The 24681-nt window shown below is 62.7% G+C and carries 25 protein-coding genes and 2 pseudogenes; 12 read left to right on the top strand and 15 right to left on the bottom strand.

What is annotated here, in order from left to right; translation table 11 throughout:
• Positions 1-218: 218 nt before the first annotated feature.
• Positions 219-1229, bottom strand: a complete 1011-nt coding sequence (locus J0663_RS14540) for a ligase-associated DNA damage response exonuclease (protein ID WP_207241024.1) — start codon at positions 1227-1229, stop codon at positions 219-221.
• Positions 1230-1316: 87 nt separating this feature from the next.
• Positions 1317-1460, bottom strand: a pseudogene (locus J0663_RS14535) (alpha/beta fold hydrolase); the annotation flags it as partial.
• Positions 1461-1580: 120 nt separating this feature from the next.
• Here J0663_RS14535 and J0663_RS14530 point away from each other — a divergent pair.
• On the top strand, positions 1581-2552 hold the full coding sequence (locus tag J0663_RS14530; RefSeq protein WP_207241023.1) for a glycerophosphodiester phosphodiesterase family protein: 972 nt from the start codon (positions 1581-1583) through the stop codon (positions 2550-2552).
• Between the two features lie 15 nt (positions 2553-2567).
• Here J0663_RS14530 and J0663_RS14525 read toward each other — a convergent pair whose 3' ends face one another.
• A complete protein-coding gene (locus J0663_RS14525; protein WP_207241022.1) occupies positions 2568-4358 on the bottom strand; it encodes a methyl-accepting chemotaxis protein in 1791 nt (596 codons plus the stop codon).
• Positions 4359-4818: 460 nt separating this feature from the next.
• Here J0663_RS14525 and J0663_RS14520 point away from each other — a divergent pair, with 460 nt between their 5' ends.
• Positions 4819-5541, top strand: a complete 723-nt coding sequence (locus tag J0663_RS14520) for a LuxR family transcriptional regulator (RefSeq protein ID WP_207244506.1) — start codon at positions 4819-4821, stop codon at positions 5539-5541.
• 39 nt (positions 5542-5580) lie between these two features.
• Here J0663_RS14520 and J0663_RS14515 read toward each other — a convergent pair whose 3' ends face one another.
• The gene (locus tag J0663_RS14515; protein WP_207241021.1) at positions 5581-7878 is read right to left on the bottom strand and encodes a sensor domain-containing protein; all 2298 of its coding nucleotides are present in this window, start codon (positions 7876-7878) and stop codon (positions 5581-5583) included.
• A gap of 250 nt (positions 7879-8128) precedes the next feature.
• Here J0663_RS14515 and J0663_RS14510 point away from each other — a divergent pair, with 250 nt between their 5' ends.
• Entirely contained in the window at positions 8129-9496 is a 1368-nt protein-coding gene (locus J0663_RS14510; protein ID WP_207241020.1) for a TIGR03808 family TAT-translocated repetitive protein, read from the top strand.
• A 61-nt stretch (positions 9497-9557) separates the two neighbouring features.
• Here the strand turns inward: J0663_RS14510 and J0663_RS14505 are convergent, their stop codons facing one another.
• Positions 9558-10022, bottom strand: coding sequence for a YbhB/YbcL family Raf kinase inhibitor-like protein (locus tag J0663_RS14505; protein WP_207241019.1), 465 nt, complete (start codon positions 10020-10022; stop codon positions 9558-9560).
• A gap of 31 nt (positions 10023-10053) precedes the next feature.
• On the bottom strand, positions 10054-10293 hold the full coding sequence (locus tag J0663_RS14500; protein ID WP_207244505.1) for a hypothetical protein: 240 nt from the start codon (positions 10291-10293) through the stop codon (positions 10054-10056).
• Between the two features lie 246 nt (positions 10294-10539).
• On the opposite strand from J0663_RS14500, the gene J0663_RS14495 reads away from it, so the two are divergent.
• Positions 10540-11205 carry a glutathione S-transferase family protein gene (locus tag J0663_RS14495; protein WP_207241018.1) on the top strand — a complete coding sequence of 222 codons (666 nt, stop codon included), beginning with the start codon at positions 10540-10542 and terminating at the stop codon, positions 11203-11205.
• A gap of 3 nt (positions 11206-11208) precedes the next feature.
• On the opposite strand, the gene J0663_RS14490 is transcribed toward J0663_RS14495, so the two are convergent.
• On the bottom strand, positions 11209-12105 hold the full coding sequence (locus J0663_RS14490) for a LysR substrate-binding domain-containing protein (RefSeq protein WP_207241017.1): 897 nt from the start codon (positions 12103-12105) through the stop codon (positions 11209-11211).
• 159 nt (positions 12106-12264) lie between these two features.
• Here J0663_RS14490 and J0663_RS14485 point away from each other — a divergent pair, with 159 nt between their 5' ends.
• From J0663_RS14485 to J0663_RS14470, 4 genes are all read left to right on the top strand, one after another.
• On the top strand, positions 12265-12459 hold the full coding sequence (locus tag J0663_RS14485) for a hypothetical protein (protein WP_207241016.1): 195 nt from the start codon (positions 12265-12267) through the stop codon (positions 12457-12459).
• A 327-nt stretch (positions 12460-12786) separates the two neighbouring features.
• Positions 12787-13245, top strand: coding sequence for a redox-sensitive transcriptional activator SoxR (gene soxR / locus J0663_RS14480; RefSeq protein ID WP_207241015.1), 459 nt, complete (start codon positions 12787-12789; stop codon positions 13243-13245).
• 138 nt (positions 13246-13383) lie between these two features.
• Positions 13384-14223: an SDR family NAD(P)-dependent oxidoreductase gene (locus J0663_RS14475; RefSeq protein WP_207241014.1), complete on the top strand. Its 840-nt coding sequence runs from the start codon at positions 13384-13386 to the stop codon at positions 14221-14223.
• 241 nt (positions 14224-14464) lie between these two features.
• On the top strand, positions 14465-15022 hold the full coding sequence (locus J0663_RS14470) for a DUF2087 domain-containing protein (protein ID WP_207241013.1): 558 nt from the start codon (positions 14465-14467) through the stop codon (positions 15020-15022).
• A 45-nt stretch (positions 15023-15067) separates the two neighbouring features.
• Here J0663_RS14470 and J0663_RS14465 read toward each other — a convergent pair whose 3' ends face one another.
• The gene (locus J0663_RS14465) at positions 15068-15232 is read right to left on the bottom strand and encodes a hypothetical protein (RefSeq protein ID WP_207241012.1); all 165 of its coding nucleotides are present in this window, start codon (positions 15230-15232) and stop codon (positions 15068-15070) included.
• A 194-nt stretch (positions 15233-15426) separates the two neighbouring features.
• Here J0663_RS14465 and J0663_RS14460 point away from each other — a divergent pair, with 194 nt between their 5' ends.
• The gene (locus tag J0663_RS14460; RefSeq protein ID WP_207241011.1) at positions 15427-15681 is read left to right on the top strand and encodes a type II toxin-antitoxin system Phd/YefM family antitoxin; all 255 of its coding nucleotides are present in this window, start codon (positions 15427-15429) and stop codon (positions 15679-15681) included.
• Entirely contained in the window at positions 15681-16088 is a 408-nt protein-coding gene (locus J0663_RS14455) for a type II toxin-antitoxin system VapC family toxin (RefSeq protein ID WP_207241010.1), read from the top strand. Before J0663_RS14460 ends, J0663_RS14455 begins: the two co-directional genes overlap by 1 nt.
• A 58-nt stretch (positions 16089-16146) precedes the next feature.
• Here J0663_RS14455 and J0663_RS14450 read toward each other — a convergent pair whose 3' ends face one another.
• Both J0663_RS14450 and J0663_RS14445 read right to left on the bottom strand, forming a co-directional pair.
• On the bottom strand, positions 16147-16767 hold the full coding sequence (locus J0663_RS14450) for a glutathione S-transferase family protein (protein ID WP_207241009.1): 621 nt from the start codon (positions 16765-16767) through the stop codon (positions 16147-16149).
• A gap of 343 nt (positions 16768-17110) precedes the next feature.
• Positions 17111-17467, bottom strand: a complete 357-nt coding sequence (locus J0663_RS14445; RefSeq protein ID WP_207241008.1) for a DUF4406 domain-containing protein — start codon at positions 17465-17467, stop codon at positions 17111-17113.
• A 140-nt stretch (positions 17468-17607) separates the two neighbouring features.
• Here J0663_RS14445 and J0663_RS14440 point away from each other — a divergent pair, with 140 nt between their 5' ends.
• Positions 17608-18363: a DeoR/GlpR family DNA-binding transcription regulator gene (locus J0663_RS14440; protein ID WP_207241007.1), complete on the top strand. Its 756-nt coding sequence runs from the start codon at positions 17608-17610 to the stop codon at positions 18361-18363.
• On the opposite strand, the gene J0663_RS14435 is transcribed toward J0663_RS14440, so the two are convergent.
• The 5 genes and pseudogenes from J0663_RS14435 to J0663_RS14415 form a co-directional block, all read right to left on the bottom strand.
• Positions 18364-19371 (bottom strand): asparaginase, encoded by a 1008-nt coding sequence (locus tag J0663_RS14435; RefSeq protein WP_207241006.1) that lies wholly within the window; start codon positions 19369-19371, stop codon positions 18364-18366.
• A 409-nt stretch (positions 19372-19780) separates the two neighbouring features.
• Positions 19781-20779 (bottom strand): NAD(P)H-quinone oxidoreductase, encoded by a 999-nt coding sequence (locus J0663_RS14430; RefSeq protein ID WP_207241005.1) that lies wholly within the window; start codon positions 20777-20779, stop codon positions 19781-19783.
• Positions 20780-20856: 77 nt separating this feature from the next.
• Positions 20857-22755: pseudogene (locus tag J0663_RS14425) on the bottom strand (bifunctional diguanylate cyclase/phosphodiesterase).
• 79 nt (positions 22756-22834) lie between these two features.
• Positions 22835-23077 (bottom strand): ribbon-helix-helix domain-containing protein, encoded by a 243-nt coding sequence (locus J0663_RS14420; RefSeq protein ID WP_064809864.1) that lies wholly within the window; start codon positions 23075-23077, stop codon positions 22835-22837.
• A 191-nt stretch (positions 23078-23268) separates the two neighbouring features.
• Complete coding sequence (locus J0663_RS14415) at positions 23269-23817, bottom strand: HdeD family acid-resistance protein (protein ID WP_085777365.1); 549 nt, start codon at positions 23815-23817, stop codon at positions 23269-23271.
• Between the two features lie 152 nt (positions 23818-23969).
• Between J0663_RS14415 and betI the strand changes: the two genes are divergently transcribed.
• Positions 23970-24680 (top strand): transcriptional regulator BetI, encoded by a 711-nt coding sequence (gene betI / locus J0663_RS14410; RefSeq protein WP_375337163.1) that lies wholly within the window; start codon positions 23970-23972, stop codon positions 24678-24680.
• Position 24681 lies beyond the last annotated feature (1 nt).

Genomic DNA, 24681 nt, shown 5'->3' with positions numbered 1-24681 from the left:
CCTCATTCCTGTGCTCGTCACAGGAATCCAGTGCGCCCAAGTCCTTGGGCGCGAGAAACTCTTCGGCGTTGCATGAGTCATTCACCCCGCCGACGCGCGGTGGCTGGATTCCTGTGACGAGCACAGGAATGAGGGAGTGTGGGGTGGGCGTAGGTGCCACCTCCAAAGTGGCGGTAAGATCGGCTAAAGAGGGGTTTTGACGCGTTCTCCAACTCATCTCAATCCGCCTCATCCTCATAGCCCACGAGATGCAACGGTTTCGCCTTGATGCCCTGCAGCTGGCACCAGCGCACCAGGGCTTCCTCGCGGCCATGGGTTACCCAGACCTCGGCCGGGTGCAGCTCCCGGATCGTTTCGGTCAGTTCCGGCCAGTCGCAGTGATCGGAGATGACGAGCGGCAGTTCGACGCCGAGCTGTTTGGCGCGCTGGCGCACCATCATCCAGCCGGAGGCGAAGGCCGGCAGCGGCTCGTTGAAGCGCCGCGCCCAGCGATCGGCGAAGGCCGATGACGGGCCGATGACGACGGCGCCCTTGAAGGCTGACCTGTCGCGGCTTTCGATCGTGGCGGGCTGCAGCTCGCCGAGATCGATGCCCTGACCGACGTAATAATCGCAGAGCTTTTCCATGGCGCCATGGATGTAGATCGGTTCGGCGTAACCGGCATCGCGTAGCAGGCGGATGACGCGCTGGGCCTTGCCCAGCGCATAGGCGCCGACGAGATGGGTGCGCTCTGGAAATTGCCGGAGCGAGGCCAGCAGCTTGCCGGTCTCGTCGATCGGGTCGGGATGGTGGAAGACCGGCAGGCCGAAGGTCGCCTCGGTGATGAAGACATCGCAGGCGACCGGCACATAGGCGGCGCAGGTCGGGTCGGGGCGGCGCTTGTAATCGCCGGAGACGACGATGCGCGTGCCGTTCTTCTCGATGGCGATCTGGGCCGAGCCGAGCACGTGGCCGGCGGGATGAAAACTCACCTTGACGCCGTTGATGAGCAGCTCCTCGCCGAACGCGGCAATCTGCTCGCTGGCGCAAAAGCCCTCGCCGTAGCGCAGGCGCATGATGTCGAGGGTCTGGCCGGTGGCAAGCACATTTACATGACCCGGCCGGGCGTGATCGGAATGGCCATGGGTGACGAGCGCCCGTTCGACAGGCCGCACCGGATCGATATAAAAACCGCCGTCCGGGCAGTAGAGCCCTTCCGGGGCGGGATAAAGCAGTGCGTCAGCTCTCATGAAACAAGAGATAGCGGGAAACCGGCGCGAGGCCAGAGGGAGCGATCCTCATCCCCTGATCCCCTTGAGAAGGACCACACGGCGGCGCAGCAGAATAGCGGCGGGGCCCGTCCCGCAGCTCGCATACCAAATGCGGGCGCCGGCGCGGCCGGCATGGCCTTCGACGGAGGGCGGCAGCGGGGCCGCGCCGTGCGCTTCGGATTGGATGAGCTCGTCGTCCTGTGGTTCCATGGCGATGCCGATCCTTTCGCGCGAATAAACCCCGCGCATAGAAAAGCCGGAAAACCGTCCAAGAACAACCGGAATCGCCTTCTAGCTGTCGCCTCCTTCGATGCAATCAGGGGGAGCAGGATGGGCAGGAAGCTTTTCTATTGTGCGACGGCGATCGCGCTCGCAACCGCCGGCATCTATCTCAACAATACCAGCCTGCTTGCCGAGCATCGGCCGGGAAAGCCGGTGCTGCTCGCCCATCGCGGCATCGCCCAGCGGTTCAATGAGACCGGTCTGAAGAACGACACCTGCACAGCGAGCCGCATGCTGCCGCCGAAGCACGACTATCTGGAAAACACCATTCCTTCGATGCAGGCAGGTTTTGCCGCTGGCGCCGATATCGTCGAGATCGATGTGCATCCGACGACGGATCGCGAATTCGCCGTCTTTCACGACTGGACGCTCGACTGCCGCACAGACGGGCACGGCGTGACCCGCGAGCATTCGATGGCTGAGATGAGGACGCTCGACATCGGCTACGGTTATACCGCCGATGGCGGCAAGAGCTTTCCCTTTCGCGGCCGGGGCATCGGCATGATGCCGACGTTGGCGCAAGTGCTTTCGACCTTTCCGGATCGGCGCTTCCTCATCAATATCAAGAGCCGCGATCCATCGGAGGGAGAAAAGCTCGCCGCCGTGCTGAACGGGCTTCCGGCCGCACGACGGGCTGGCATCATCGTCTATGGCGGCGACGAGCCGATCGACGTCCTGCATCGGCTTTCACCCGATATCAAGACCGCCTCGCGCAAGAGCCTCAAAGGCTGCCTGTTCGGCTATATCGGCTATGGCTGGACCGGCGTACTGCCGGAGGCATGCAAACATCGGATGATGCTGGTGCCGATCAATATCGCACCCTGGCTCTGGGGCTGGCCTGACCGCTTTCTCAACCGGATGGAAGAGGCCGGAACGGAAGTCTTCCTGCTTGGCCCCTACCGCGGCAATGACTTTTCCACCGGCATCGACGATCCCGCGCAGCTGTCGCGCCTGCCGCAGGACTATGCGGCAGGCATATGGACGAACGAGATCGAGGCGATCGGCAGGGCTCTCAAATAGGGAGAAGCGGCGGCGTCAGAACTCCTCCCAGTCCCCGCCGGCAACTGCCGCATTACCATGGAAGGCAGCGCCGACCTTCGCGACCATTGCCCGCGGCGCCGAAGTGACGGGCCTGGACGCGGCGGTTACCACTGCAGGGCGTGATTGATGTGCGGTCACGGTGCCGATGTTGAACTGCCCCAGCAACTGAAAAAGCGCGTCGGCCTCCCTGGAGAGGCTATGGGCGGCGGCCGTCGATTCCTCGACCATTGCTGCATTCTGCTGCGTACCCTGGTCCATGGTGTTTACGGCGGTGTTGATTTCCTTCAATCCCGTCGCCTGCTCCTTGGAACTTTCGACGATCGCGAGAACATTGCCATTGACCTGCTGGACCTGGGCGACGATCTCTTCCAACGCCTTGCCGGTTTCGCCAACCAGGGTCACCCCGCTCTTCACGTGCTCGTTAGAGGCGCTGATGAGCTCCTTGATCTCCTTTGCCGCCTTGGCCGATCTCTGAGCAAGCTCGCGAACTTCCTGCGCGACCACCGCAAACCCCTTGCCGGCATCGCCCGCGCGTGCCGCCTCGACGCCTGCGTTGAGCGCCAACAGGTTGGTCTGAAACGCGATTTCGTCGATCACGCCGATAATATTGCTGATCTCGGCCGATGATGTCTCGATCTTGCCCATAGCATCGACGGCGCTGCGGACCACCGCCCCTGAGCGCTCGGCATTCTCACGCGTCCTTCGCACCAGTTGGCCGGCCTCCTGGGCACGATTGCTGGAATCTGAAACCGTTGTGGTGATCTCTTCCAGGGCGGCTGCAGTTTCCTCGACGGAGGCCGCCTGCTGTTCCGTGCGCTTCGACAAATCGTCCGAGGCGGAACGGACTTGCTGAGCTCCGGCGGCGATCCCAGTTGCGTTTTGGGCCACGACCTGCATCGCCGTGCGCAGCTTGCCGACCGCGGCGTTGAAGTCGGTGCGGAGTTTTTCCAGTGTCGGAATGAACGGGGTTACGACTTCCTGGGTCAGATCGCCGCCGGACAGAGCCATCAGGGATGCCGCCAGCTGATCGACATTGCTGACGCGGGCCGTGACGTCGGTTGCGAACTTGACGACCTTGAACACCTTGCCGTTCATGTCGAAGATCGGATTGTAGGAGGCCTGGATATAGACCTTCTTGCCGCCCTTGCCGATGCGCAGGAACTCGTCGGCGACGAATTCGCCGGCCGACAGACGCGTCCAGAACCGCCGATAATCGTCACTGTTTGCATAAGCGCTGTCGCAAAACATCGAATGATGGCGGCCCTGGATCTCGGCAAGCTGATAGCCGAGGGCCGACAGGAAATTCTCGTTCGCCGTCAGGATCTCGCCCTTTGGCGTGAATTCGATAACCGCCTGGGCGCGCGACAGCGCGCTTATCTTGCCGGCATCTTCGGCGCTCTGCAGCTTCTGTTTGGTAATATCGGTGGCGAACTTCACCACCTTGTAGGGTTTCCCGCCGCTGAAGACGGGATTGTAGGAGGCTTCGATCCAGATTTCCTTGCCACCCTTGCCGATGCGCTTGTACTGGCGCTGATCGAACTCACCACGCCCGAGCTTCGCCCAGAATTCGCGATAATCGGCCGACGCGGCTTCTGCCTGTTCGACGAACATCCGGTGATGCTGGCCGACGATCTCCGACAAGTCGTAACCGAGCGCGGCGCAAAAATTGGCGTTGGCGGTGAGAATCCTGCCGGTGAGGTCGAATTCGATGATCGCCTGCGATCTGCTCATCGCGGCGAGGACAGCCTTGGCATCCGAACCGAAGCCGAATCCTAATTTCTTCATGCTCTTCCCCCTAGCTCAAATTGAGCGAACGACTGCCGCCACCCATCACGGATTTGCGCTGGACGGGCACCCCGAAAATAGAATCCGATAAAATCTTTAAGCTTCCTTTAACCGAGCCGTCGCGAAACCGGATGCGTGACATCCGAGCGATGCTGAAAGAAAACCGAATAGGATCAGCCATTTGCATTAGGACTTGGCGTCGGAAGCTGATCTTTCGGGACGTTGTCAAACGTGCCGCCACCGATTTAATCGCCTTTGCCGGCTTCGAATGGTTCGAAGATCCGTAAACTCTTTGTTAAGCAATGGCCGCCCGCCTGTTTCGGGCAGGCAAGGGTCTTTCCGTTTTTCCTCTGCAGATGCATATTCCGTCGTGCTTGGAGCATGCAGAATCAACTTCCGATACGAGCGGATAAGTGGACACCTCAGCCGCCAGGCGCCGCGAATGCCATCGGAGAAAGACATGCCGCTCGAGGCCGAGTTCAATCGAATTGAGGAAGTCGCCGCAGGCTTCAAGACGCATTACGAAGTCTTCAAATACATGAAGCGTCTGACTCAGGATCTGGGAATGTCGGCTTTCCTGATCATGACGCTCCCCACGGTCGATGTCGTTGAAATCGGCGCGACGAAGATCATCACCAACTGGCCGGCGGAAATGGTCGATTATTACGACGCCCATAACCTGATGGTCGACAGTCCGGTCATCCGGCGGATGCTGAGGTCGACCAGCCCCTTCAACTATGATGTCGAGGCGATCAATACCGATCGGGGAGAAGGCAAGAAGTCCACCGTCATCGAGTTGTTCAGGCGGTACGGCATGGAAAAGGGCGCGTATTTTCCCGTTCATGATGCCGCGGGCGGACGTGGTGCGATGTCGATTTCGGGGTCTCGGAATTTCAGCATGGTCGAAATGGCGAAACTCCTGTTTATCGCCACGCTCATTTATGATCGGCTGTCACAGCTGACGCTGAACGAGAAACACAAGCCGGTTGCCTTTACCCAGAGCGAGCTGGACTGCCTTAGGCTGACGGCCGGAGGCAGGAAGAGCAGCGAAATTGCCAAGCTACTCGATCTGTCGGAAAACACCGTCAACAATCAGATCGGCAGCGTGATCAGGAAGCTCGGATGCACGACGAGAACGCAGGCGGTGGTCAGCGCTCTGCGTCTCAACATCATTCGGGTCTGACCGAACGATCCACTCGTGATCAGCAACTTGAGGAAAAGTTCAGGGCAGCCGCGTCTGCAGCATTCGGGAAAGCTCCTCCGGCGAGACGGGCTTCGAGAAGTGGTAGCCCTGGGCTTCCTCGCAGTGCGCGTGCCGCAGGAAATCCATCTGGGCATCGGTCTCGACGCCCTCGGCGAGAACCGACAGCTTCAGCGTCTGCGCCAGCGAAATGACGGCCGAGGCGATGGCGACGGCGGTCTTGTCGCCCGGCAGGGCCTCGACCAGCGAACGATCCATCTTCAGCCGGTCGAAGGGGAAGGTCTTCAGTGCCGCAAGGCTGGAATAGCCGGAGCCGAAATCGTCGATCGACAGGCGAACACCGATCGCCCTTAGCTGCTCCATCATGGCGAGCGCACGCTCGGCATTCTGCATCACCACGCTTTCGGTGACCTCGAGCTCCAGCCAGCGGGATTGCAGGCGGTTGCGCTCCAGCGCCTCGGCGACATGGCTCGCGAAATCCGGATCGGCAAACTGCTTGGCCGAAACATTGACGGCGACCGTCACCGGCGCCAGGCCCATATCCTGCCAGCTGCGCGCCTGGCGGCAGGCCTCGTTCAGCACCCAGAGGCCAAGCGGAACGATCAGGCCGGTCTCTTCGGCAAGCGGGATGAAATTGACCGGCGGCACCCTGCCCTTGGCCGGATGGTTCCAGCGCACCAGCGCCTCGACGCCGGTAATGCGGCCGGTGGCGACATCGACCTGCGGCTGATATTCCAGGAAGAGCTGATCGCAGGTGATCGCCTGGTGAAGCTCCTCCTGCTCGCCGCGCGGCATGCCGAGCCCGCTGCTGTCGCCGTCATGATGCTGCAGCGTATTGCGGCCGAGTTGCTTGGCGCGGTACATGGCGCGATCTGCATTGGCCAGCAGCTCTTCCGGGGTTGCGCCGTCGACGGGAAAGGCGGCGACGCCGATGCTCGAGGTGATGGTGATATCACTGCCGCCGCCGCGCATCGGCCGGTTGATCGCTTTCTGCAATTCGCGAAGGCGGCGGTTGATGCCGGCATCATGGCTCGACTGATGGACGAGCACGACGAGGAACTCGTCGCCGCCGAGCCGCACCACCATATCCGAGGCGCGGATGCTGTTCGCCATGCGGCTGGCGATCTCCTTCAGTACCTCGTCGCCGGCGGCGTGACCGCTGCCGTCATTGACGTCCTTGAAATTGTCGAGATCGAGATAGGCGACGGTGACCTTGCGGCCGTTGCGCCGGGCCTGGTCGAGGATGTTGGCGAGCCGCTCCTTCAGAAAGGCGCGGTTCGGCAGGCCGGTGAGATCGTCATGGTGGGCCATGAAATGGATGCGGTCGTCGACGCGCTTGCGCTCGATGGCGATGCCGGCGATGTGGGTGGCGAGCGCCACCAGCTTCATTTCATGCTCCGTGGGACGGCGCACCTGCCTGGAATAGAGGGCGAAGGTGCCGAGCACATTATTCTCAGAGGTGGCGATCGGCGTCGACCAGCAGGAGCGAAAGCCGAAGGGCGCAACCAGCGCGCGGAAATCCTCCCAGAGCGGATCGCTCATCACGTCCTCGACGATCACCGGCTGGCCGCGCCATGCCGCGGTGCCGCAGGAGCCGACCTTCGGGCCGATGGTGACGCCGTCGATCAGCCGGCTGTAGCCGCCGGGCAGATTGGGAGCAGCGCCGTGATAGAGCCGGGTGCCCTCGCCGTCGAGCAGGAGAACCGAGCCGTCGATACCGGTCAGCTGCGCCTCGATCATCAGCACCAGCGCCTCGAGGATCATCGGCAGCGGCTCGTTGCGGGCGATCATTTCGAGCAGTTTCGCCTGGCCGCGATGGAGATCCTCCTGGAGCTTGCGTTCGGTGATATCGCGGGAAAGACCGATCAGGCCGACGATCTCGCCGCGATCGTTGCGCAGCGGAATCTTCGAGGTCAGCCGGCATACCGGCTTGACGGTGCCGGGAAGGACCACCGTTTCCTCCATGTCGACGCGGGCTTCGCCGGTTGCCATGATCTGTTGCTCGATATCGAAATGGCGGCACGCCGCCTCGAATTCGAACAGGTCGAAATCACGCTTGCCGGCGATCTCTTCGGTGCTTTTGAGGCCGAGGCTGGCGACGGTGACGGCGTTGGCGAAGACGAAGCGGCTGTCACGGTCCTTGACGTAGAGGAAATCCGGGAGTTCGTGGATAATTGCCTTCAGGCGCAGGTTCTCGACACCCTCCGAGAGATGACGGGCAGTCGACGCCATCATAGCCTCGGTCGCGGCAACGAAACGCCGCGTTTCGGCCGTCAAGGCATCGACAGATTCCCATCGCCCGGCACTCGGTTCGTGCATGACGCCATTCTCTTCCAGCGGCTGAAGGCCCATCCCGCAACACCATTTGTTTTCCCTTCAAAGTAGTCCGCATTCCCTTCGGCTTGCTTAAATGAAAGGGTGAACAACACACCAAGATAAGCAGCGAGATCCTGCCATCGACCTCTGCCGCAACAGGAATTTCGGATGGCAGTGAAGGCCCTGTGCCAAAAGGAGACAGGCGGGCTGGCACGTTTTCTGCTACGGGCGCGTCATGACAGGAGAGACCGCAATGCCCTTTCGCCGCGACATGCTTCTCTTTCTCGCCGCCTCGGCGCTGGCCGGCGGGACATCGCGCGCGCTTGCCTCGCCGCTGACGGCGGCGGCCCAGCCTGATCTGCGCGGTGCGATCGACGCCGTCGAATATCGCACCATTCCCAAAAGCGGCGACCGCAAGACCCGCAACCTGGAGCAGATGATCAAAAAGGCGGCGGCCGAGAACGTGCCGGTCTTCCTGCCGCCCGGCACCTACAGGATCTCCAACCTCACGCTGCCCGACAATACCCGCATCACGGGCGTGCCCGGCGCCTCGCGGATCGTCTATACCGGCGATGGCCATCTGTTTGCCGCCGAGAACGTCAGGCGCATCGAGCTTTCCAATCTCGTCATCGACGGCGGCAACCGCTGGCTCGGCGATTATGCCGGCGGGCTGCTCCAGTTTACCGGCGTCGACGAGGTGCTGATCGATAATTGCGAGATCGGCGGCAGCCGCAAGCACGGCCTTCAGCTGGAGCGCTGCGGCGGGCGGATCGAGCGCAGCCGCATTTCCGGTGCGGCCCAATCCGGGCTTTACGCGGTCGATTCCACAGGCCTGTCCGTGACCGGGAATACCATCTCCGACTGCGGAAATGGCGGCGTTCTCGTGCATCGCTGGAAGAAGGGGGAGGACGGCACGGTCGTGTCCGGCAACCGGATTTCCCACATCCGCGCCAATGACGGCGGCACCGGCCAGAACGGCAACGGCATCAATGTCTTCCGCGCCGATGGAGTGATGGTCGTCAACAACCACATTGCCGACTGCGCCTTTACGGCCATCCGCGCCAATTCGGCATCAGACATCCAGATCAGCAGCAACCAGTGCCGGCGCTCCGGGGAGACGGCGATCTATGTCGAATTCGCCTTCGAAGGGGCAGTCGTGTCCGCCAATATGATCGACGGAGCAGCAAACGGCATATCGATCGCCAATTTCGACGAAGGCGGGCGACTGGCGAGCGTCACCGGCAATGTCGTGCGCAACCTGTCGCTGAACGGCCCTTACGCGCACGAGGTCGGCTTCGGCATCGGCATTGCAGCGGAGGCCGATACGCTGGTTTCCGGCAACGTGATCGAGGGCGCGCCGCGATGGGGCCTGCAGATCGGCTGGGGTCCTTATCTCCGCAATGTCGTCGTCAACGGCAATGTCGTGCGAAAGGCGCCTGTCGGATGCGCAGTCTCCGTCGCCGAGGGCGCCGGCACCGCCGTCATCACCGACAACATCTTCCAGGAGATGGCCGAAGGGGCCGTCCTTGGCTTCGAGTGGGATAAGAAAGCTTCCGGCGAGATGGCGGGCGGCGGCTCGCCCTACAAGCAGCTGACCGTCGAGCGAAACCGTATCTCCTGACAAAGGGAGCCGGACACCGCTTCGCCGGACTCAGCCCTGCAGATCAGCGCAGGCGCCTCGGTCATTGCGTCTGATAGGTACCCGTCACGCTCGCTTCCGCCAATGCGTGTTTCCGTGCCTCCGCCCACATCGCACTGATGCCGGCCGCGTCGGGGATGGAGAGCTTCGGTACGTCGAGTGCGGCGAGGCGGAAAATATAGTGATGCGGACGATCGCCCTGCGGCGGCTGCGGGCCATCATAACGGGCATTGCCGAAGTCGTTCTTGTAGAAACGCGGTGCCTGCTCTGGCGCCGTATCGGCGCTTTCGCCAAGCGCGGTCCACTGAGCCGGAATATTGGCTATGCCGCAGTGGCGGAACGTGCCGCGTGGAGCGTCCGGATCCTCAACCACCAGGGCAAAGCTCCTGGTCCCGTCGGGAGCACCGCTCCAGCTAAGCGGCGGAAAGAGGTTCTCACCCGCCCGCGCATATTTCCTCGGGATCGGCTGATCCTGGGCAAAAGCCTTGCTGATCAATGTCAAGGTCATGAGACTCTCCTTTCCTGATGAGGGGGCATCGTCAGGGGCGACCGCTTCCCTTTTTATGCTCGCTCTCCTGATTGCGGCCGCGCATGATGGCTCGATCATCATCGCGGGGGTTCGGGTCGGCCTTCAGATCATTGCCTTTTCGATAGGCTTCCTTCGCCTGCTCATTGCGTTGCAGATCTGCCTTGGCGTCGAAATCCTCGCCGGCGTTTGTGGTTTTCTCGCGTTTCTCGATGACACGAAGCTGTTGTTCATGCGTCTTCTTGCCCGTCATGAGTTCCTCCTTTGTCTGGCACGCGCTACGCACGCGGCTCATCGTTTTCGGCGCCTCGATGGCGCCAATCACAGGGTCCAACCCGCCGGCCCTCTTATTGTTCCCCCTGTCCGGGCAATTGTGCTCAATCTGCCGCGGGAAGGCGCTCGCCGCATCAAAAGCTTTCATCGTCCCATCAGCGGGGAGGACTTTTCCGGGGGTGATCCGGCGTCTACGTTTTTTGCGACACATCGAGGGGATATCACCATGCTGACAATCTATGGCGTCTATCGATCGCGCGCGTCGCGTGTGTACTGGATGGCGGAAGAGCTCGGACTCGAATTCCGCTCCGTACCGATTCTGCAGGCCAGGCGGCTTGCCGACCCGCTCACCGAGGGGGCGCCGCTCAACACGCTTTCGCCGGAGTTCCTCGCCGTCAATCCGATGGGGCAGATCCCGAGCATCCGCGACGGCGATCTCGTCATGCATGAGTCGCTGGCGATCAATCTCTATCTCGCCCGCAAAAATGGCGGGCCGCTTTCCGGTCAAACCGTCGAAGAGGACGGATTGCTGACGATGTGGACGGTCTGGGCTGCCTCGCAGGTCGAGCCGCAGACCGTGAAGATCGTCCTCACCTACGATAACGGACTTGAGAACAGCGCCGAGGGCAAGGAAACGATCGCCGCCGCCTGCCGCTTGCTGCGCCGATCGCTGGCTGCGCTCGAAGGCCACCTTACCGGCCGGCAATGGATCGTCGGCGATCGCTTCACCGTCGCCGATCTCAACATCGCGGAGGTTCTGCGCTATGCCCAGACCGAGGCGGCGCTGTTCGACGCCCATCCGAACATCCAAGCCTGGATCGAGCGCTGCCAGTCCCGCCCGGCCTATCAGGCGATGCAGGCCATCCGGGGCAAAGAACCGATCGAGGTCTGAGACCTACCGGAAAAGCGTCAAGGTGCCGGCCATTTCCTCGCGAATCCAGGCCTTGAAATCCCTGACCTTCTTCGGCTCGCGTGTGCCTTCTGCAGTGACGAAATAGTGACCGAAGCCGGTTTTTGCGCGAATGCCGAAGGGAGCGGCGAGCTGGCCCTCGGCAAGCGCAAAGGCGGCAAAAGTCTGCCACGCAAGCATGACGCCCTGGCCGGCGATCGCCGCATCGAGGCAAAGCGAGGCGTCGTTGAAGACGTGGCGCGTCGCGGGTGCCGCGCCCGACAATCCGGCCTCCCGCATCCAGACGTCCCAGGTGAACATGGCGCGGCCATCGACGACGGCCGGCAGGGCCAGAATATCGGCGGGCTCGCGCAATTGCGCCGCGATCTCCGGAGAGCAGACGGGAAACACCTCCTGCTCCAAGAGCAGCTCGGCCTTGACGTCGGGCCATTTGCCGGCGCCGACGCGGATGCCGATGTCGACATCGCCGAGCGCCGGATTGACGAGATTGGTCGTCGCATCCAGCCGCAGCTTGATCTCGGGATGGCGTTCGGCGAAGCGATCGAGCCGCCAGACGAGCCAGCGGGCGGCAAATACCGGCGCCACCGAGATCGTTAGGATCGTATCGTCCTTGCGCTGCGCCAGCGACACCGCCGCCGACAGACGGGCAAAACCTTCGTCGAGCGCAGCTAGCACCGGCCGGCCGGCCTCCGTGGCGATCATTCCCCGGGCTGTGCGCTCGAAGATCGCCTGGCCGAGCTGGGCCTCGGTCTTGATGACCTGCTGGCTGACGGCGCCGACCGAGACGCCAAGCTCGTCGGCCGCCGCCTGCAACGAGCCGAGGCGACCGACGGCCTCTAATGCCCGCAGACCGTTGAGATGGACGGAATTCAGGTTCTTCATATAGTTTTTCTATAGCGGAGGCGCCGTAATCTCAATTGAAAATTCGAGCGCCGGAACCGACATTGCAAGCATAGGCCATCCTCTTAAAACGATGATCGTCAAGGAACGGGTCAATGCACCAAGGCGCCAGCCGCTGCGCTGGAGAAAGCGAGGCATGCCATGTCGTTGATAAAGTTTTTCTTGAAGCCGGCCCTTGCCATGCTCGGTAGAGACATCGCTCCGACCTGGAAGGACGACCCGCTGCGACACCCCGAGATCGAGCACATGTCGCTGCGCGAAATCGCCGATCTGCCGCTTGGAATTGAGACCGGCTCAAGCGCAGAAACCAGACCGCCGCTGGCGAAATGCGCGTGAGCACGGCTCCCGCGCATTTGCCGGTTGCTCCATGCCGGCGCCCGTCTTACGCGAGATGGGAGCTCAGGTGGATGACGACAGAGTAAGCTTGCTCAGCTGGCCGATTTTCGACGCCAGCTGGGCCATGCCGATGGTGCTGGCGGTCAAGCGGAAGTAGGCCAGGCGCATGGCGATGGCCTTGGTCCCTGCCGTTGCTTGCGAATATCGGAAAAAAGAGCCATTTGCGATTCCTCACAGCGGCTCGATCTCGAAGACAATCCTGCTCTTGCCACGCCGCGACTCCCGCCCTAAAACCTCAAGTGAAGTTCAGGTCAAGAGGTCTTGCGGATGACGCGTGAGTTGACGGTCGGCGAGGTTGCCAGGCGTTCAGGGCTGGCAGTTTCGGCGCTTCACTTCTACGAGACGAAGGGGCTGATCCAGAGCTACCGCACGGCCGGAAATCAGCGGCGCTACGCGAGCGACGTGCTGCGCCGCGTCGCCATCATCAAGGTCGCCCAGAACCTCGGTATTCCGCTCGCCGCAATCGGCGATGCGCTCAGCTGCCTGCCGGATGGGCAGACGCCATCCAGAGCGGATTGGGAGGCGATGTCGCGGCAGTGGAGCGAGGAATTGAATTCGAGGATCCGCCAGCTGCAGAAATTGCGGGACGGCCTTTCCGACTGCATCGGCTGCGGCTGTCTCTCGCTCGACAAATGCGGGCTGGTCAACTGGGGAGACAAGCTCGGCGCAAAGGGTCCCGGACCCCAGCGGCTTATCGCGAGAAAACAGGGTTTACGCGAGCGATAGCGGCTGCGGGAGGCCACCCGCTCGGGCGACGCCAGCCAGCGCCAGCGCGGCTTGCAAAAAAGCGATCGCGGAGGACACGCCTCGGTGCCAATATGCGCCTCCGTTCCATCGATCGACAGCCCGTCCAGGAGACCCAACATGAATGACGCCGTCGCCTTGGTCACCGGCGCAAGCCGCGGCATAGGCCGCGGCATCGCCCTTGCTCTGCTTGCTGAAGGCTTCTCGGTGCATGTCACCGGCCGGACGCGTTTCGAGGCAGAGGCAAATCAGGCCGGCTCGGCGGGCTCGCTCGAGGGGCTCGAGCGTGAAGCGGCAAAACTGCCGGGACGCATCTTCGTCCATCGATGCGATCACGGCAAAGACGCAGACACCCGGCGTGTGGCCGAAGATATCCGGGCCGGCGGCAGGCTGGATATTCTGGTCAACAATGCATGGCCGGGTTACGAGAACATGGTCGAGGACGGGGAATTCACCTGGCCCCGGCCGTTCTGGGAGCAGCCCGCCCGGCGGTGGGAGGCGATGATCGGCACTGCCCTCAGGGGCGCTTTCATGGTCTCGCGCGCGGTCGCTCCGATGATGATCTCAGCGCGACGCGGCCTGATCGTCAACATTTCCTTCTGGGCGGCCCAGCTCTACGAAGGCAATGCGATCTATGGCATCGCCAAGGCGGCCGCCGACAAAATGGCCGCGGACTTCGCCCATGAGCTGCGCCCTCACGACGTCGCCGCCGTCGCACTCTATCCGGGGCTGGTGCGCACCGAAGCCGTTCTTGAGAATGCTGAATATTTCGACATGAGCAATTCGGAATCGCCTCAGTTCATCGGCCGTGTCATCGGCGGGCTTTGGCGGGACCCGGAGCTGATGTCGAAATCCGGGCGCGCGCTGGTCGCCGCGGCATTGGCGCACGAATACGGCATCGCCGACGTCAACGGCTACAGGCCGGTTCCGCTTACCGCGGCCGACTTTGCCCGAGACTGATTTCGCCGCCAGACAAGATGTGCCGGGGGCCGGCCGTTGGCAGAGGCACCGCTTGAAAGCGGTTGAAATCCCGGGATCGCGATGATAATTGCTGCGTCGGGTCTGCAGTTCACCCAGGCATCGCCGTTCTCCGGAACACGCTAAACCTGACAATGACGAAGATATGGACACCGATCCCGTGCCATGTCGGAAGGGCGATCACCGATAATCCATCCGGAACGGCACGACCGAAGGAAAGGTCATGTCCAGAAAACTCATTCCGCTCCAGGTGAGCGACGCCTCGGCATTCGCAAAATCGCTCCGCCTGCAGCTGTCGGCGCATCAGGGGCTTCCCTCTCACCTCCAGTTCCTCAACATGCTGGCAAGGGCTGCCGGTTACGGCAATTTCCAGAGCTTGCGGGCGCAGGCCGATCCCGCCAGCGGCGAGGGCATCGCTCCGACAGCGGCGCCCGTCGAAGACACCGAGATCGACCGAAAGCATATCGACCGTGTTCAACGCAGCTTCGACGAAAAGCTTCGCCTGTTGCGCTGGCCCTCGCGGCGCATGGACCAGGTCACGGCGCTCTGGATCCTCTGGTCCCAGTTTCCCGCCGCGACGGAGATGTCCGAAAAAGAGGTCAATACGCTGCTTCGCGACAGGCACCTGTTTGGCGATCACGCCCTGTTGCGGCGCGAGCTCTGCGAATTCGGCCTGATGAGCCGAACGCGCGACGGCCGCGTCTACAGGCGGATCGAGCGGCCGATGCCGATCCATGCGGTGACGCTTTTGCGCCAGCGTTCCGAACGCCAGACTCACTGACCGCAGCTGCGGCGGCGCCTTATCGACCTCCGCCGATCGGGCGCCTCATTCGTCTTTCACATCATCGTCGCCGGTCGGGTGCCGCTTGCGGGACGAACGGAGATTGCCGAAGCCCATATAATGATCGGCATCCGACGTGTTCCATCGGCCGGCAAGAAAGATGATGGCGATCGCGGCGGCGAAGATGAGCAAGGCGTAGATCTTGTCCATTTCTCAGAATGTAGGGCGCGCGGGGAACGGGCAAAGCCGGGGCCGATCCGGATGCTGGTGCTGTTTGCCACTGGCGCCACGCCACCCGCAAACACCCGGCACCGGCGGCCGATGCGCCGGCGACAGAGCCGCCCCTATTGACCTGTCGCCCTTCCGCGCTTAAATAGCTAGACAGTCTAGCCAGGAGCTGTCTTATGGAATGGCAATTGCAGGACGCGAAGAACCAATTCTCGAAAGTGGTGCAGAAGGCGCGAGACGAAGGACCGCAAGTGGTCACGTTGCGCGGAGAGCGCGCGGCTGTGGTATTGTCCGCCGGTGATTATGACGCCCTGCGCGCCGGCCGCCCAACGCTGGTCGACGATCTGCTGGCCGGCCCTGCCTGGGACGACGAGCTTGCCGACGCGGTCGAAGCGCGGGCCAAAACCCCCAGCCGCGGCGTGACCTTCTGATGTATCTCGTCGATACGAATATCGTCTCGGAGGCGCGACGCGGCACCCCGCAGGCGGTTTCCTGGCTGCGCTCCGTAGATCCGCTGAGCATCCATCTGAGCGCGCTGACCCTTGGCGAGATCATGCGCGGCATCGCCCTCAAACAAAGGTCGGACCCAAAGGCCGCGACCCACCTCGCCGAGTGGCTTCGCAAGCTGCGCCACGACCATGGCAGCCGTATCCTGCCGGTTACCGATCAGATCGCCGTGGAATGGGGCCGCATCGCGGCGATCCGGCCGCGCGGCGACATCGACGGGCTGATCGCCGCAACAGCGATCGTCCATGATCTCATCGTCGTCACCCGCAACGTCGGGGATTTCCGCGACATCGGCGCATCGGTGATCGATCCCTGGGAGGCGTCGGCGTGAGTTCTGAGATGGCCACGGACACTCCTGCGCGGCCGGCCGCGGCGATCAAGCCGGCACCTCAGCCCCGGTCATAGGCAAGCGCCCGCTGGACGGCGGGGCGCTGCAGCATGCGGGCGTGGTGGTCGCTGACCTTTGCAAAGCGGGCGGGATCGACGCCGTCGGATGGCATCCAGTCGCTCATGACGAAGAGATAGGGATCGGCGAGCGAATAGGTCTCGCCCATCACCCAGGGACCCTCGAACATCGTCTCTTCGATCAGCGTGAAGCAATCGGCCATATTCTGCGGCACCTTCGCCTTCATCGCCTCGATTGCCGCCGGCTCGTCGGCCCAGCGGTAGCCGCGCGGGCGATGGGCATGGTTCACATGCACGGTGGAGCAGAGATAGCTGTTGAAGGATTGCAGCCGCGCCATTTCGAAGACATCGCCGAGCGGCGCGAGCTTCGCGGCCGGGGCGCTTTCGGCGATAAAGCCGAGGATTGCCGGCGTTTCCGTCAGCACGCCGCGATCGGTGACCAGCGCCGGTACCCGGCCCTTCGGATTGATCTTCAGATAATCGGGCGAACGTTGCTCGCCATCGCGGAAGCTGAGCTTCCTCGTTTCGAACGCAAGGCCGGATTCTTCCAGAGCGATCAGGCTTGCAAGCGCGCAGGTTCCAGACGCGTAATACAATGTCAGCATGGTTCTCGACTCCCTTTCAGCACGTCTTATAGCGCGGGGAGTGGTGCGCCGGAACCGGGGAGATTGGTGGTTTGCAGGCTGTTGGTCGAGGCGCAATGCCGCAGCCCCTCATCCGGCTGCCGCCACCTTCTGCCCGTTTTGACGGGGAGAAGGGATATGCCGCAACCTCTCGTTCACCGCGACCTTTCGCAGGGCACCTCCCCTCTCCCCGTCAGAACGGCGAGAGGGTTAGGGTAGGGTTAGGGTGAGGGGCAGATCTGCAATTCAACTCGCCTTGTCAGTCCACGCGACCATATGCGAGAGGTGTCGCCCCTTCTCTTCTTCCGAGAGATGACACGCACCCTCACCCGCAACCCGGCACGTCCTCCAGCCGATGCCATACCGGGATGCCGCGGTCCCGGGCGATGCGCACGTCGTTGTCGGCACCCTTAGACTCGCCGGGCAGGCGCAGCACGCCTTCGCAGAGCTGCAGCAGCCGGCCGGCGACCGGGTGGAAGATCTCCTCATAGAGCGCGTCGCCGACCGACTTGCCGCCGGCGGCATGCCAGATCGGCAACGCCACCCATTCGCCGATCATCGGCACATGGCCGGCCGCAAACAGCTTGTGTGACGGCTCCTCCAGCCGCTTCAGGTTGGCCGCCATCTTTTCCGGGTCGTCGCCCGTTCCGGACCGATAAGGCCCGGCAATCAATATCAACATGGTCCACTCCTTCGCTCCGCTCTGCGTGAGCACTCCCGGCTTCATGCACGGGATTTCCTGAAAATGCACGATATTTTCTTGAATGTCGAGTCGTTTCGTGCAAGATCCCGCTATCTCGTTCAATTTCGTGCGGAGAGACAATGCTGACGACGCAACGCAAGGCCCTCATCCTCGACATTCTGCGCCGCGACGGCCAGGTGATCGCCAAGCGCGTCGCCGAGGATTTGTCGCTGTCGGAAGATACGATCCGGCGGGATCTCAGGGAGATGGCGGCGGAGGGGCTGTTGAAACGTGTGCATGGCGGGGCGATGCCGCTTTCGCCCGATCTGCCCGATTTCACCGCGCGGCTCAGCGTCTCATCCGAGATCAAGGCGCGGCTCGGGGCGAAGGCGGCGGCGATGGTCAAGCCGGGGCAGATGATCTTCCTCGACGGCGGCACGACGACGGCCGAGATCGCCAGGCACTTGCCGCGCGACATGGCGCTGACGGTTGCCACCCACAGCCCGACGATCGCCGCCGAGCTGGAACATCACCCGACGGCCGAGGTGATTCTGGCCGGCGGACGGCTCTACAAGCATTCGATGGTGGCGACCGGGGCAGCGGCAATGGCGGCGATCTCGCAGCTGCGCCCCGACCTGTTCTTCCTCGGCGTCACGGCCGCCCACCCCGTGCACGGGCTGTCCACCGGCGATTTCGAGGAGGCGGCGATCAAGCGCCATATCGCCCGCTGCTCGGCCGAAACGCATGTGCTGCTGACGGAGGAGAAGTTCGATCTCGTCTCGCCCTGCCCGGTGCTCGGCATTTCCGAGGTGGCGGGGCTGATCGTTCCGGCGGAGATGCCGGCCGAGCGGCTGAAACCCTATCGCGATCTCAATGCTGCGATCGCGACGGCGTGATTACTCGGTCAAAGCCGAGGTCACCCTGATATCGCCGACATGCATGCCGTTCCAGTTGTGCATCGGCATTGCGGCAAACGCCATCAGGGCGGCATGCACCGCCTCTTCCGTCTCGAAGAAGCGGGCAAGCGTCGCCGCCACCATGGCTTCGGCGGCGCGGGTGGCGCCATCCTCGCATTTGAGCGCGATGGCGATGCCCTTTTCCGGGATCGCGGCGCAGAAGACGCCCTCGGCGCCCGTTTTGACGAAGACGCGGCCGGGGGCGATCTGCATCAGCTTCGTGCAGGCGCGGCCGGTGCCGGCGACATAGAAGGGCTCTGCCATGCAAGCCTCGATCAGACGGCGGGATGCTCTGGCGCGCAAGGGTTCCAGGCCGACGCCGGTCGCCATCTTCGCAAAGCCGTGGGCCAGGCTCCTGAGCGGCACGGCATAGGTCGGGATGGAACAGCCGTCGGTGCCGCAGCTCTCGGCGCCGAGCACGGCGCCGGTCAGGCCTTCCATTACCGCACGGATCTCGACCTGCAGCGGGTGCTCGTAGCCGACATAACCCTTCGGATCGATATCCCGGTGGCAGCAGGCGCAGATAAAACCGGCATGTTTTCCCGAGCAGTTGTTATGCAGCGCGCTCGGCGCGTCCAAGGTGCGAGCCTGCTGGATCAGGACCTTCTGGTTCATCGACCAGTGGGCGCCGCATTCGAGCGCCTCGGCATTGCGGCCGGCGCGCGAAAGCATGGAGGCGGCAAGCGCCACATGCTCCTCCTCGCCACTGTGCGAGGCGCAGGCAAGCGCCAGCTCCTTGTCGCCGAAGCCATAGGCATCGGCCGCACCGCTTTCCACCAGCGGCAGCGCCTGCATCGCCTTGCAGGCCGAGCGCGGGAAGACGGCGGCGTCGATGTCGCCGAGCGAGAAGACGAGCCTGCCGTCGCCGTCGACGACCACCACCGCACCGCGGTGACGGCTTTCCACGAGCAGGCCACGGGTAACTTCAACAGTGACGGGATTGGTCATGAGTTCTCATCCGGGTGCGGGCGGGATGCGGCAGGCATACCGCGTCGAGGCGCGAAAGCCAACGGGGTTTAAGTTCCTGTGGCTGCGCGGGCTGCCGGCGCGCCGGCGGGATGTTTGGCGGAGGCGCCACCGCACATTCCGTCCTCCTCGGCCTTGAGCATGCACCTGCCATGGCCGCCACTGATCGGCCAGCGTAGATGCTCGGGTCAAGCCCGAGCAGGACGGAGGGTGGGGTGGGCATCCGCAGCAGAACCGCAATACGGGGCGGAATAGAAGATGATTGCGCCTGCTGCCGGTCGAACCTCAACCTCCGCCATCCAAGATTTTGAGGCTGCTCGTGCGCCAGCTTTTTCCGCCTCGCGCCGGCCTGAGGTGCGGGCGCATTCTCGCCGCCGGCGTTCGCTGACGCTCAGCCGACGCGCAGCATGACCTTGCCGACATGGCTGCCCTCTTCCAGCAGCCGGTGCGCCGCGACGACCTCCTCGAAGGCGAAGACCTTATGGATGACCGGGGCGACGGTGCCGGCCTCCAGAAGCGGCCAGACCTCAGAGAGCAGGTCGTCGCGGATGGCGCGTTTTTCTTCCGCCGTGCGCGGACGCATGGTGGAGCCGGTGACCGTCAGGCGCTTGACCATGATCGGCGAGAGATTGACCTTTTCGGCAACCGCCCCGCCGAGGAAGGCGATGATCGACAGGCAGCCGTCCCTGGCGAGCGAGGCGAGGTTGCGTTCGAAATAGGCGGCGCCGATCATGTCGAGGATGATATCGACGCCGTGGCCGGTCTCGGCTTTGATGACTTCGGCGAAATCCTCGCTCCGGTAGTTGATCGCGCGCCTGGCGCCGAGCCTTTCGCAGGCCGCGCATTTCTCGCTCGAGCCGGCCGTCGCATAGACCTCGGCGCCGAAGGCGCGGGCGAGCTGGATCGCGGTGGTGCCGATGCCGCTCGTGCCGCCATGGATCAGCACGCTTTCGCCTTCGGTCAGTCCGGCCATCTGGAAGAGATTGGCCCAGACGGTGAAGAAGGTTTCGGGAAGCGCCGCGGCTTTCACAGCGTCGTAGCCCTTCGGAAAGGGCAGGATTTGACCGACCGGCAGGAGACAATATTCGGCATAGGCGCCGCCATTGGCGAGGCCGCAGACCTTGTCGCCCAAGGCATAGCCGCTGACACCAGGCCCGACGCCGGCGATTTCACCGGAGAGTTCCAGCCCGAGTATCGGGCTCGCATCCTTGGGCGGGGGATAGCTGCCCTGACGCTGGGCGATATCGGGACGATTGACGCCGATCGCCTCGGCGCGCACGAGGACCTCGCCTTCGCCGGCGACCGGCAGCGGACGCTTGCCGATCACCATCACTTCAGGCCCGCCGAAGGACTTGAGATCGACGAAACGCATTTCCTGAGGCAGTGACATAGCGCGGCCCTCCTGATCCCGAAGGTTCGGAATAGATCAGCCCGGCCGGCTTGGGAAGGCTGGAAGCAGCAAGGGCGTCAATTCGCCTCGCCCAGGACATGGAAGGCGAGACCCTCCTCGCTCTCCTTGGCGGCCGACTTGATGACGGCGATCTCGGCGCCGACGCGGTTGATGTCGTCGATAACGAGGCCTTCAGGCAGCTCGAGAACGCCGATCGAGCAGCGCATCAGCGGGAACAGGGCCTCAGTGCCGGTGCGGTCGTGGCCGAGGATGCGGCCGGCGGCGCGGTGCTCGTCGGAATAAAGGTCGAGCACGTCGTCGTGGAAATCGCTGATCAGCCGGTCGAGGATCTCGGTCAGCTCCTCCTTCGTCCAGCCGACGACACCGATAAAGAAATCGTCGCCGCCGACATGGCCGAGGAAATGGCGCTCGCCGAAGAAATAGCGGCGCATCAAGGCGGCAAACAGCGAGATCGCGTGGTCGCCGAGATGGAAGCCATAGGCATCATTGAACGGCTTGAAGTTGTCGAAGTCGCAATAGCAGAAATGGCGGACCTCGTCGCCATCACGGCCGGACTGGCGCATGAATTCGCGGATGGCGCGATTGCCCGGCAGGCCGGTCAGCGGGTTCTGATCCTGGGCAGTCTTCAGCTGTTTCTCGTTGATGACCTTGATCAGCGAGGCGGCGGAGACGACGCCGGCATAACGCATATTATCGGTCAGGATCAGGCAATCGCTGCCCTCCATATTGGCAAAGATCGCCATCAGCTGCTCGGCATCGCTGTCGAGGCCGACGATCGGCGCCATCTCGACGAAATGCGAGATGCTGCGCTCGTACATCTTGTTCTTCAGGAGGTCGCGGCCGAAGGGCTGATAGATATATTCCTTGAGGTGATGCTCATGGATGATGCCTCGCGGCTCGTCATTGGCGTTGAGGACGGGAAAGAAGGCTTGGCGCGGATTGCGGCGGAAGAGCTCGAAGACGCTGTCGATGCTGTCGTTTTCATAGACCGCCGGCAGGAGTTCGATCTGCTTGCGGATGAGGATTTCGTCGAGCGACTGGCTGCCGCGCTTGCTCTTGCCGAGCTCCTGCAGATGCGGAAAGGATGGGGCCAGCTCCGACATATGCGTCGTCGGCCGCGAGATGAACCAGCCCTGGACGAGGTCGACGCCATATTCGCGGCAGGCGATGAATTCGGCTTCGGTCTCGATGCCTTCGGCGATGACGCGCGTTCCGAGCACGTGGGCGATGTTGACGATGCTCTTCAGCAGATGGCGCTTGCGCGGGCTGCGGTCGATCTCAGCTACGAAATGGCGGTCGATCTTCAGATAGTCCACGGCATGATCGCAAAGCAGTTTCATCTCGCCGTGACCGACGCCGAAATCGTCGATCGCCAGCTTGAAGCCGGCCTTGCGCAGCGTGGAAACCAGGGCGGCGAATTCCGGCACGCTGGTATTGTCGAAACGTTCGGAAAATTCGAAACAGATGGAGGACGGCGGAATATTGGCTGTCCGCAAATGTTGCAGCAGGCTTTCGACCAGGCGCTCGCCATTGGGGATCAACCGGACGTCGAGATTGAGGAACAGGGTCGAGGTGGAGAAATTCGACAACGTCGCGAACTTGGCGAGCGCACGGCTGGCGACCATCTGTTCGAGCTGCAGCAGTTGGCCGGTCCGATGCGCCTCGTCGAGAATGTCGGCCGGCGTGTCGTAGCCGATGCGTTCCTGGCCGCGCATAAGGGACTCGTAACCGAACACCGTACCGGTGCCGGCTTCGACGATCGGCTGGAAGGCGTTCTCGACCACGAGCTTGGCAAGAGTTACCATCTGATCGCTCGCATAGCGGCGCAGGACGCCAGGCTCGACGGCGCCAGCCAAGGATATTGCAGTGTTCATTGTGGGCCGATCTCCACTGCGACTTGTTCTTCTTGCTCAGAAACCTGCCGCAGAAGGATCAACGAACCCTTTCGCCAATATGAAAGTTTTGTGAAAGACAACGGATCCCCGCCACGCGTCCCGCGTGAATTCGAATTCCCGAGCACAATCAGGCGCTTGTTCAGGCGGAGCGACGGCGCTGCGCCTCGTGATCGGCGAACATGTCGGCGACGCATCTGCCGCCGGAGGCGACGCTCTCGTCTTCGAGGAGATCTGCCTTGATTTCGCCGAGCTTGCGGGCGGTATCCCAGAGGCGAAGCGCCTCGCGGACGACCTCACTGCTCGAGGCGTAACCACCCGTGTCGACGGCGGCACGGATGCCCGCTGCCTGTTGCGGAGAGAGGGAAACGGTGACCATCGGCATGAACTTCCTCCCTTATTTTCTTCAGGCAGTACCCTGCCTTTGGGGGACGCATGACCATTTTCGGCATTCCCGGCGCTTCAAGCCGGCGCCTTGGTGCGTTCGCACAACCATCCGGCATGCCGGACGATCCTAATCCCTAAAGTCTAATCCCCCGCCATTCCCTTGTCAAAAAAGAAAAGGTCCATCGCGGTTCAACTGCGCAAGCCAAGGCCAACGGCGATCATCGTCCACCCCTGGACCATCAGGTCGAAGGCTAGAAAAAGGCCAAGGATCCAGAGGCTGTTGACCGGCCAGCCCAGTGCGATGACAAAGCCGGCCAGCGCCGTCATGACGCCGCTTGCAGCGATCCAGCGCCAGCCCTTGAGCGGTCGCATGCGCATCCCGACCCAGAGACGGAATATGCCGGCCACCAACAGCGCAATGGCAAGAAACAGGGTCAAGGCGGCCGAGGTGAAGATGGGATTGACGAAGGCGCAGATACCGGCAAGCACGTAAAGCACGCCGCTCAAAGCCCAGAAGAGCACCTGATCCCAGCGGCGCAACTGAAAAGCGTGGACGAGGTAGATGACGCCGCCGGCCAGCATGAGCATGCCGACATAAAAAACCGAGGCGACGGTCGCCATCAGCAAATTGCTGAGGGCGATGAGTCCGCAGATAAGAAGCAGAACCCCGAGGCCGAGGAACCATACCCATTTCGACCGCAGCGAGGATTCCGGCATTTCGTTGAAGACGCTGGTCATAGCACACCTCCTGATCACTTGAATATGTTGCCCCAGCTCTTCCGGAAAAGATGTGAGCCAAATCAATTCGCCGAAGATTTTTGTTGATTGATCAGTCAATCAAAAATACCATGGCGCGGTTTTCAGAGGGTTGTCGTTTGCCGAAAGTCGGAATGGAGCCGGTGCGCCGCAAGGCGCTTGTCGATGCGGCGCTGCGGGTGATCGGCGATCACGGCTCGCTTGCCGTCACCATGTCCGACATCGCCCGCAAGGCCGGCGTCTCGCCAGCCCTTGCCCATCATTATTTCGGCAGCAAGGAGCAGTTGCTGATCGAGACGATCCGCTCGCTTCTCAGACAATTGCGCGACGATACGGTCGCGGCGCTGAAAGCCGCCCGGACACCGCGGGAGCGGCTTTCCGCGGTCATCCGCGTCAGTTTCCACGCTGACCAGTTCGCGCCGGAGACGATCGCCGCCTGGCTTGCCTTTTATGCCGAGGCGCAGCGCTCGGAGGAGACGCGGCGTTTCCTGGTTATCTATGCCAGGCGGCTGCGATCGAACCTGCTTGCCGATCTCAAGGCGCTGCTCCCGGCCGACGCCGCAGAACGCATCGCCGAGGGCGCTGCGGCGATGATCGACGGGCTCTATATCAGGCAGAGTCTGAAATCGGCGCCGATCGGCATCGAAGCCTCGATCGCGCTGACGGAGGATTATCTGAACGCGCTTCTGGTCAGCGCCTCCCCTTCTTTCCAGCGGAGAGAAGATGTCCGAAGGACGGATGAGGGGGCAAGGCCGAGACTGCAGCCCCCTCATCCGGCCCTGCGGGCCACCTTCTCCCCGAGGGGAGAAGGGAAGACCAGACCGAACCACCGCAAGGACAAATGAC

It is taken from the genome of Rhizobium lentis (genome assembly GCF_017352135.1).
GTDB classification, from domain to species: domain Bacteria; phylum Pseudomonadota; class Alphaproteobacteria; order Rhizobiales; family Rhizobiaceae; genus Rhizobium; species Rhizobium lentis.
This window is presented reverse-complemented; position numbering and strand designations above follow the sequence as displayed.

What these genes read in the sequence shown, in the direction of transcription:
- J0663_RS14435 (WP_207241006.1), bottom strand. Translation starts at nt 19,371, where the DNA reads ATGACCAATCCCGTCACTGTTGAAGTTACCCGTGGCCTGCTCGTGGAA.
- J0663_RS14520 (WP_207244506.1), top strand. Translation starts at nt 4,819, where the DNA reads ATGCCGCTCGAGGCCGAGTTCAATCGAATTGAGGAAGTCGCCGCAGGC.
- J0663_RS14500 (WP_207244505.1), bottom strand. Translation starts at nt 10,293, where the DNA reads ATGACGGGCAAGAAGACGCATGAACAACAGCTTCGTGTCATCGAGAAA.
- J0663_RS14415 (WP_085777365.1), bottom strand. Translation starts at nt 23,817, where the DNA reads ATGACCAGCGTCTTCAACGAAATGCCGGAATCCTCGCTGCGGTCGAAA.
- soxR (WP_207241015.1), top strand. Translation starts at nt 12,787, where the DNA reads ATGACGCGTGAGTTGACGGTCGGCGAGGTTGCCAGGCGTTCAGGGCTG.
- J0663_RS14510 (WP_207241020.1), top strand. Translation starts at nt 8,129, where the DNA reads ATGCCCTTTCGCCGCGACATGCTTCTCTTTCTCGCCGCCTCGGCGCTG.
- J0663_RS14450 (WP_207241009.1), bottom strand. Translation starts at nt 16,767, where the DNA reads ATGCTGACATTGTATTACGCGTCTGGAACCTGCGCGCTTGCAAGCCTG.
- J0663_RS14460 (WP_207241011.1), top strand. Translation starts at nt 15,427, where the DNA reads ATGGAATGGCAATTGCAGGACGCGAAGAACCAATTCTCGAAAGTGGTG.
- J0663_RS14515 (WP_207241021.1), bottom strand. Translation starts at nt 7,878, where the DNA reads ATGCACGAACCGAGTGCCGGGCGATGGGAATCTGTCGATGCCTTGACG.
- J0663_RS14485 (WP_207241016.1), top strand. Translation starts at nt 12,265, where the DNA reads ATGTCGTTGATAAAGTTTTTCTTGAAGCCGGCCCTTGCCATGCTCGGT.
- J0663_RS14445 (WP_207241008.1), bottom strand. Translation starts at nt 17,467, where the DNA reads ATGTTGATATTGATTGCCGGGCCTTATCGGTCCGGAACGGGCGACGAC.
- J0663_RS14540 (WP_207241024.1), bottom strand. Translation starts at nt 1,229, where the DNA reads ATGAGAGCTGACGCACTGCTTTATCCCGCCCCGGAAGGGCTCTACTGC.
- J0663_RS14470 (WP_207241013.1), top strand. Translation starts at nt 14,465, where the DNA reads ATGTCCAGAAAACTCATTCCGCTCCAGGTGAGCGACGCCTCGGCATTC.
- J0663_RS14430 (WP_207241005.1), bottom strand. Translation starts at nt 20,779, where the DNA reads ATGTCACTGCCTCAGGAAATGCGTTTCGTCGATCTCAAGTCCTTCGGC.
- J0663_RS14440 (WP_207241007.1), top strand. Translation starts at nt 17,608, where the DNA reads ATGCTGACGACGCAACGCAAGGCCCTCATCCTCGACATTCTGCGCCGC.
- J0663_RS14525 (WP_207241022.1), bottom strand. Translation starts at nt 4,358, where the DNA reads ATGAAGAAATTAGGATTCGGCTTCGGTTCGGATGCCAAGGCTGTCCTC.
- J0663_RS14475 (WP_207241014.1), top strand. Translation starts at nt 13,384, where the DNA reads ATGAATGACGCCGTCGCCTTGGTCACCGGCGCAAGCCGCGGCATAGGC.
- J0663_RS14530 (WP_207241023.1), top strand. Translation starts at nt 1,581, where the DNA reads ATGGGCAGGAAGCTTTTCTATTGTGCGACGGCGATCGCGCTCGCAACC.
- J0663_RS14465 (WP_207241012.1), bottom strand. Translation starts at nt 15,232, where the DNA reads ATGGACAAGATCTACGCCTTGCTCATCTTCGCCGCCGCGATCGCCATC.
- J0663_RS14455 (WP_207241010.1), top strand. Translation starts at nt 15,681, where the DNA reads ATGTATCTCGTCGATACGAATATCGTCTCGGAGGCGCGACGCGGCACC.
- J0663_RS14420 (WP_064809864.1), bottom strand. Translation starts at nt 23,077, where the DNA reads ATGCCGATGGTCACCGTTTCCCTCTCTCCGCAACAGGCAGCGGGCATC.
- J0663_RS14495 (WP_207241018.1), top strand. Translation starts at nt 10,540, where the DNA reads ATGCTGACAATCTATGGCGTCTATCGATCGCGCGCGTCGCGTGTGTAC.
- betI (WP_375337163.1), top strand. Translation starts at nt 23,970, where the DNA reads ATGGAGCCGGTGCGCCGCAAGGCGCTTGTCGATGCGGCGCTGCGGGTG.
- J0663_RS14490 (WP_207241017.1), bottom strand. Translation starts at nt 12,105, where the DNA reads ATGAAGAACCTGAATTCCGTCCATCTCAACGGTCTGCGGGCATTAGAG.
- J0663_RS14505 (WP_207241019.1), bottom strand. Translation starts at nt 10,022, where the DNA reads ATGACCTTGACATTGATCAGCAAGGCTTTTGCCCAGGATCAGCCGATC.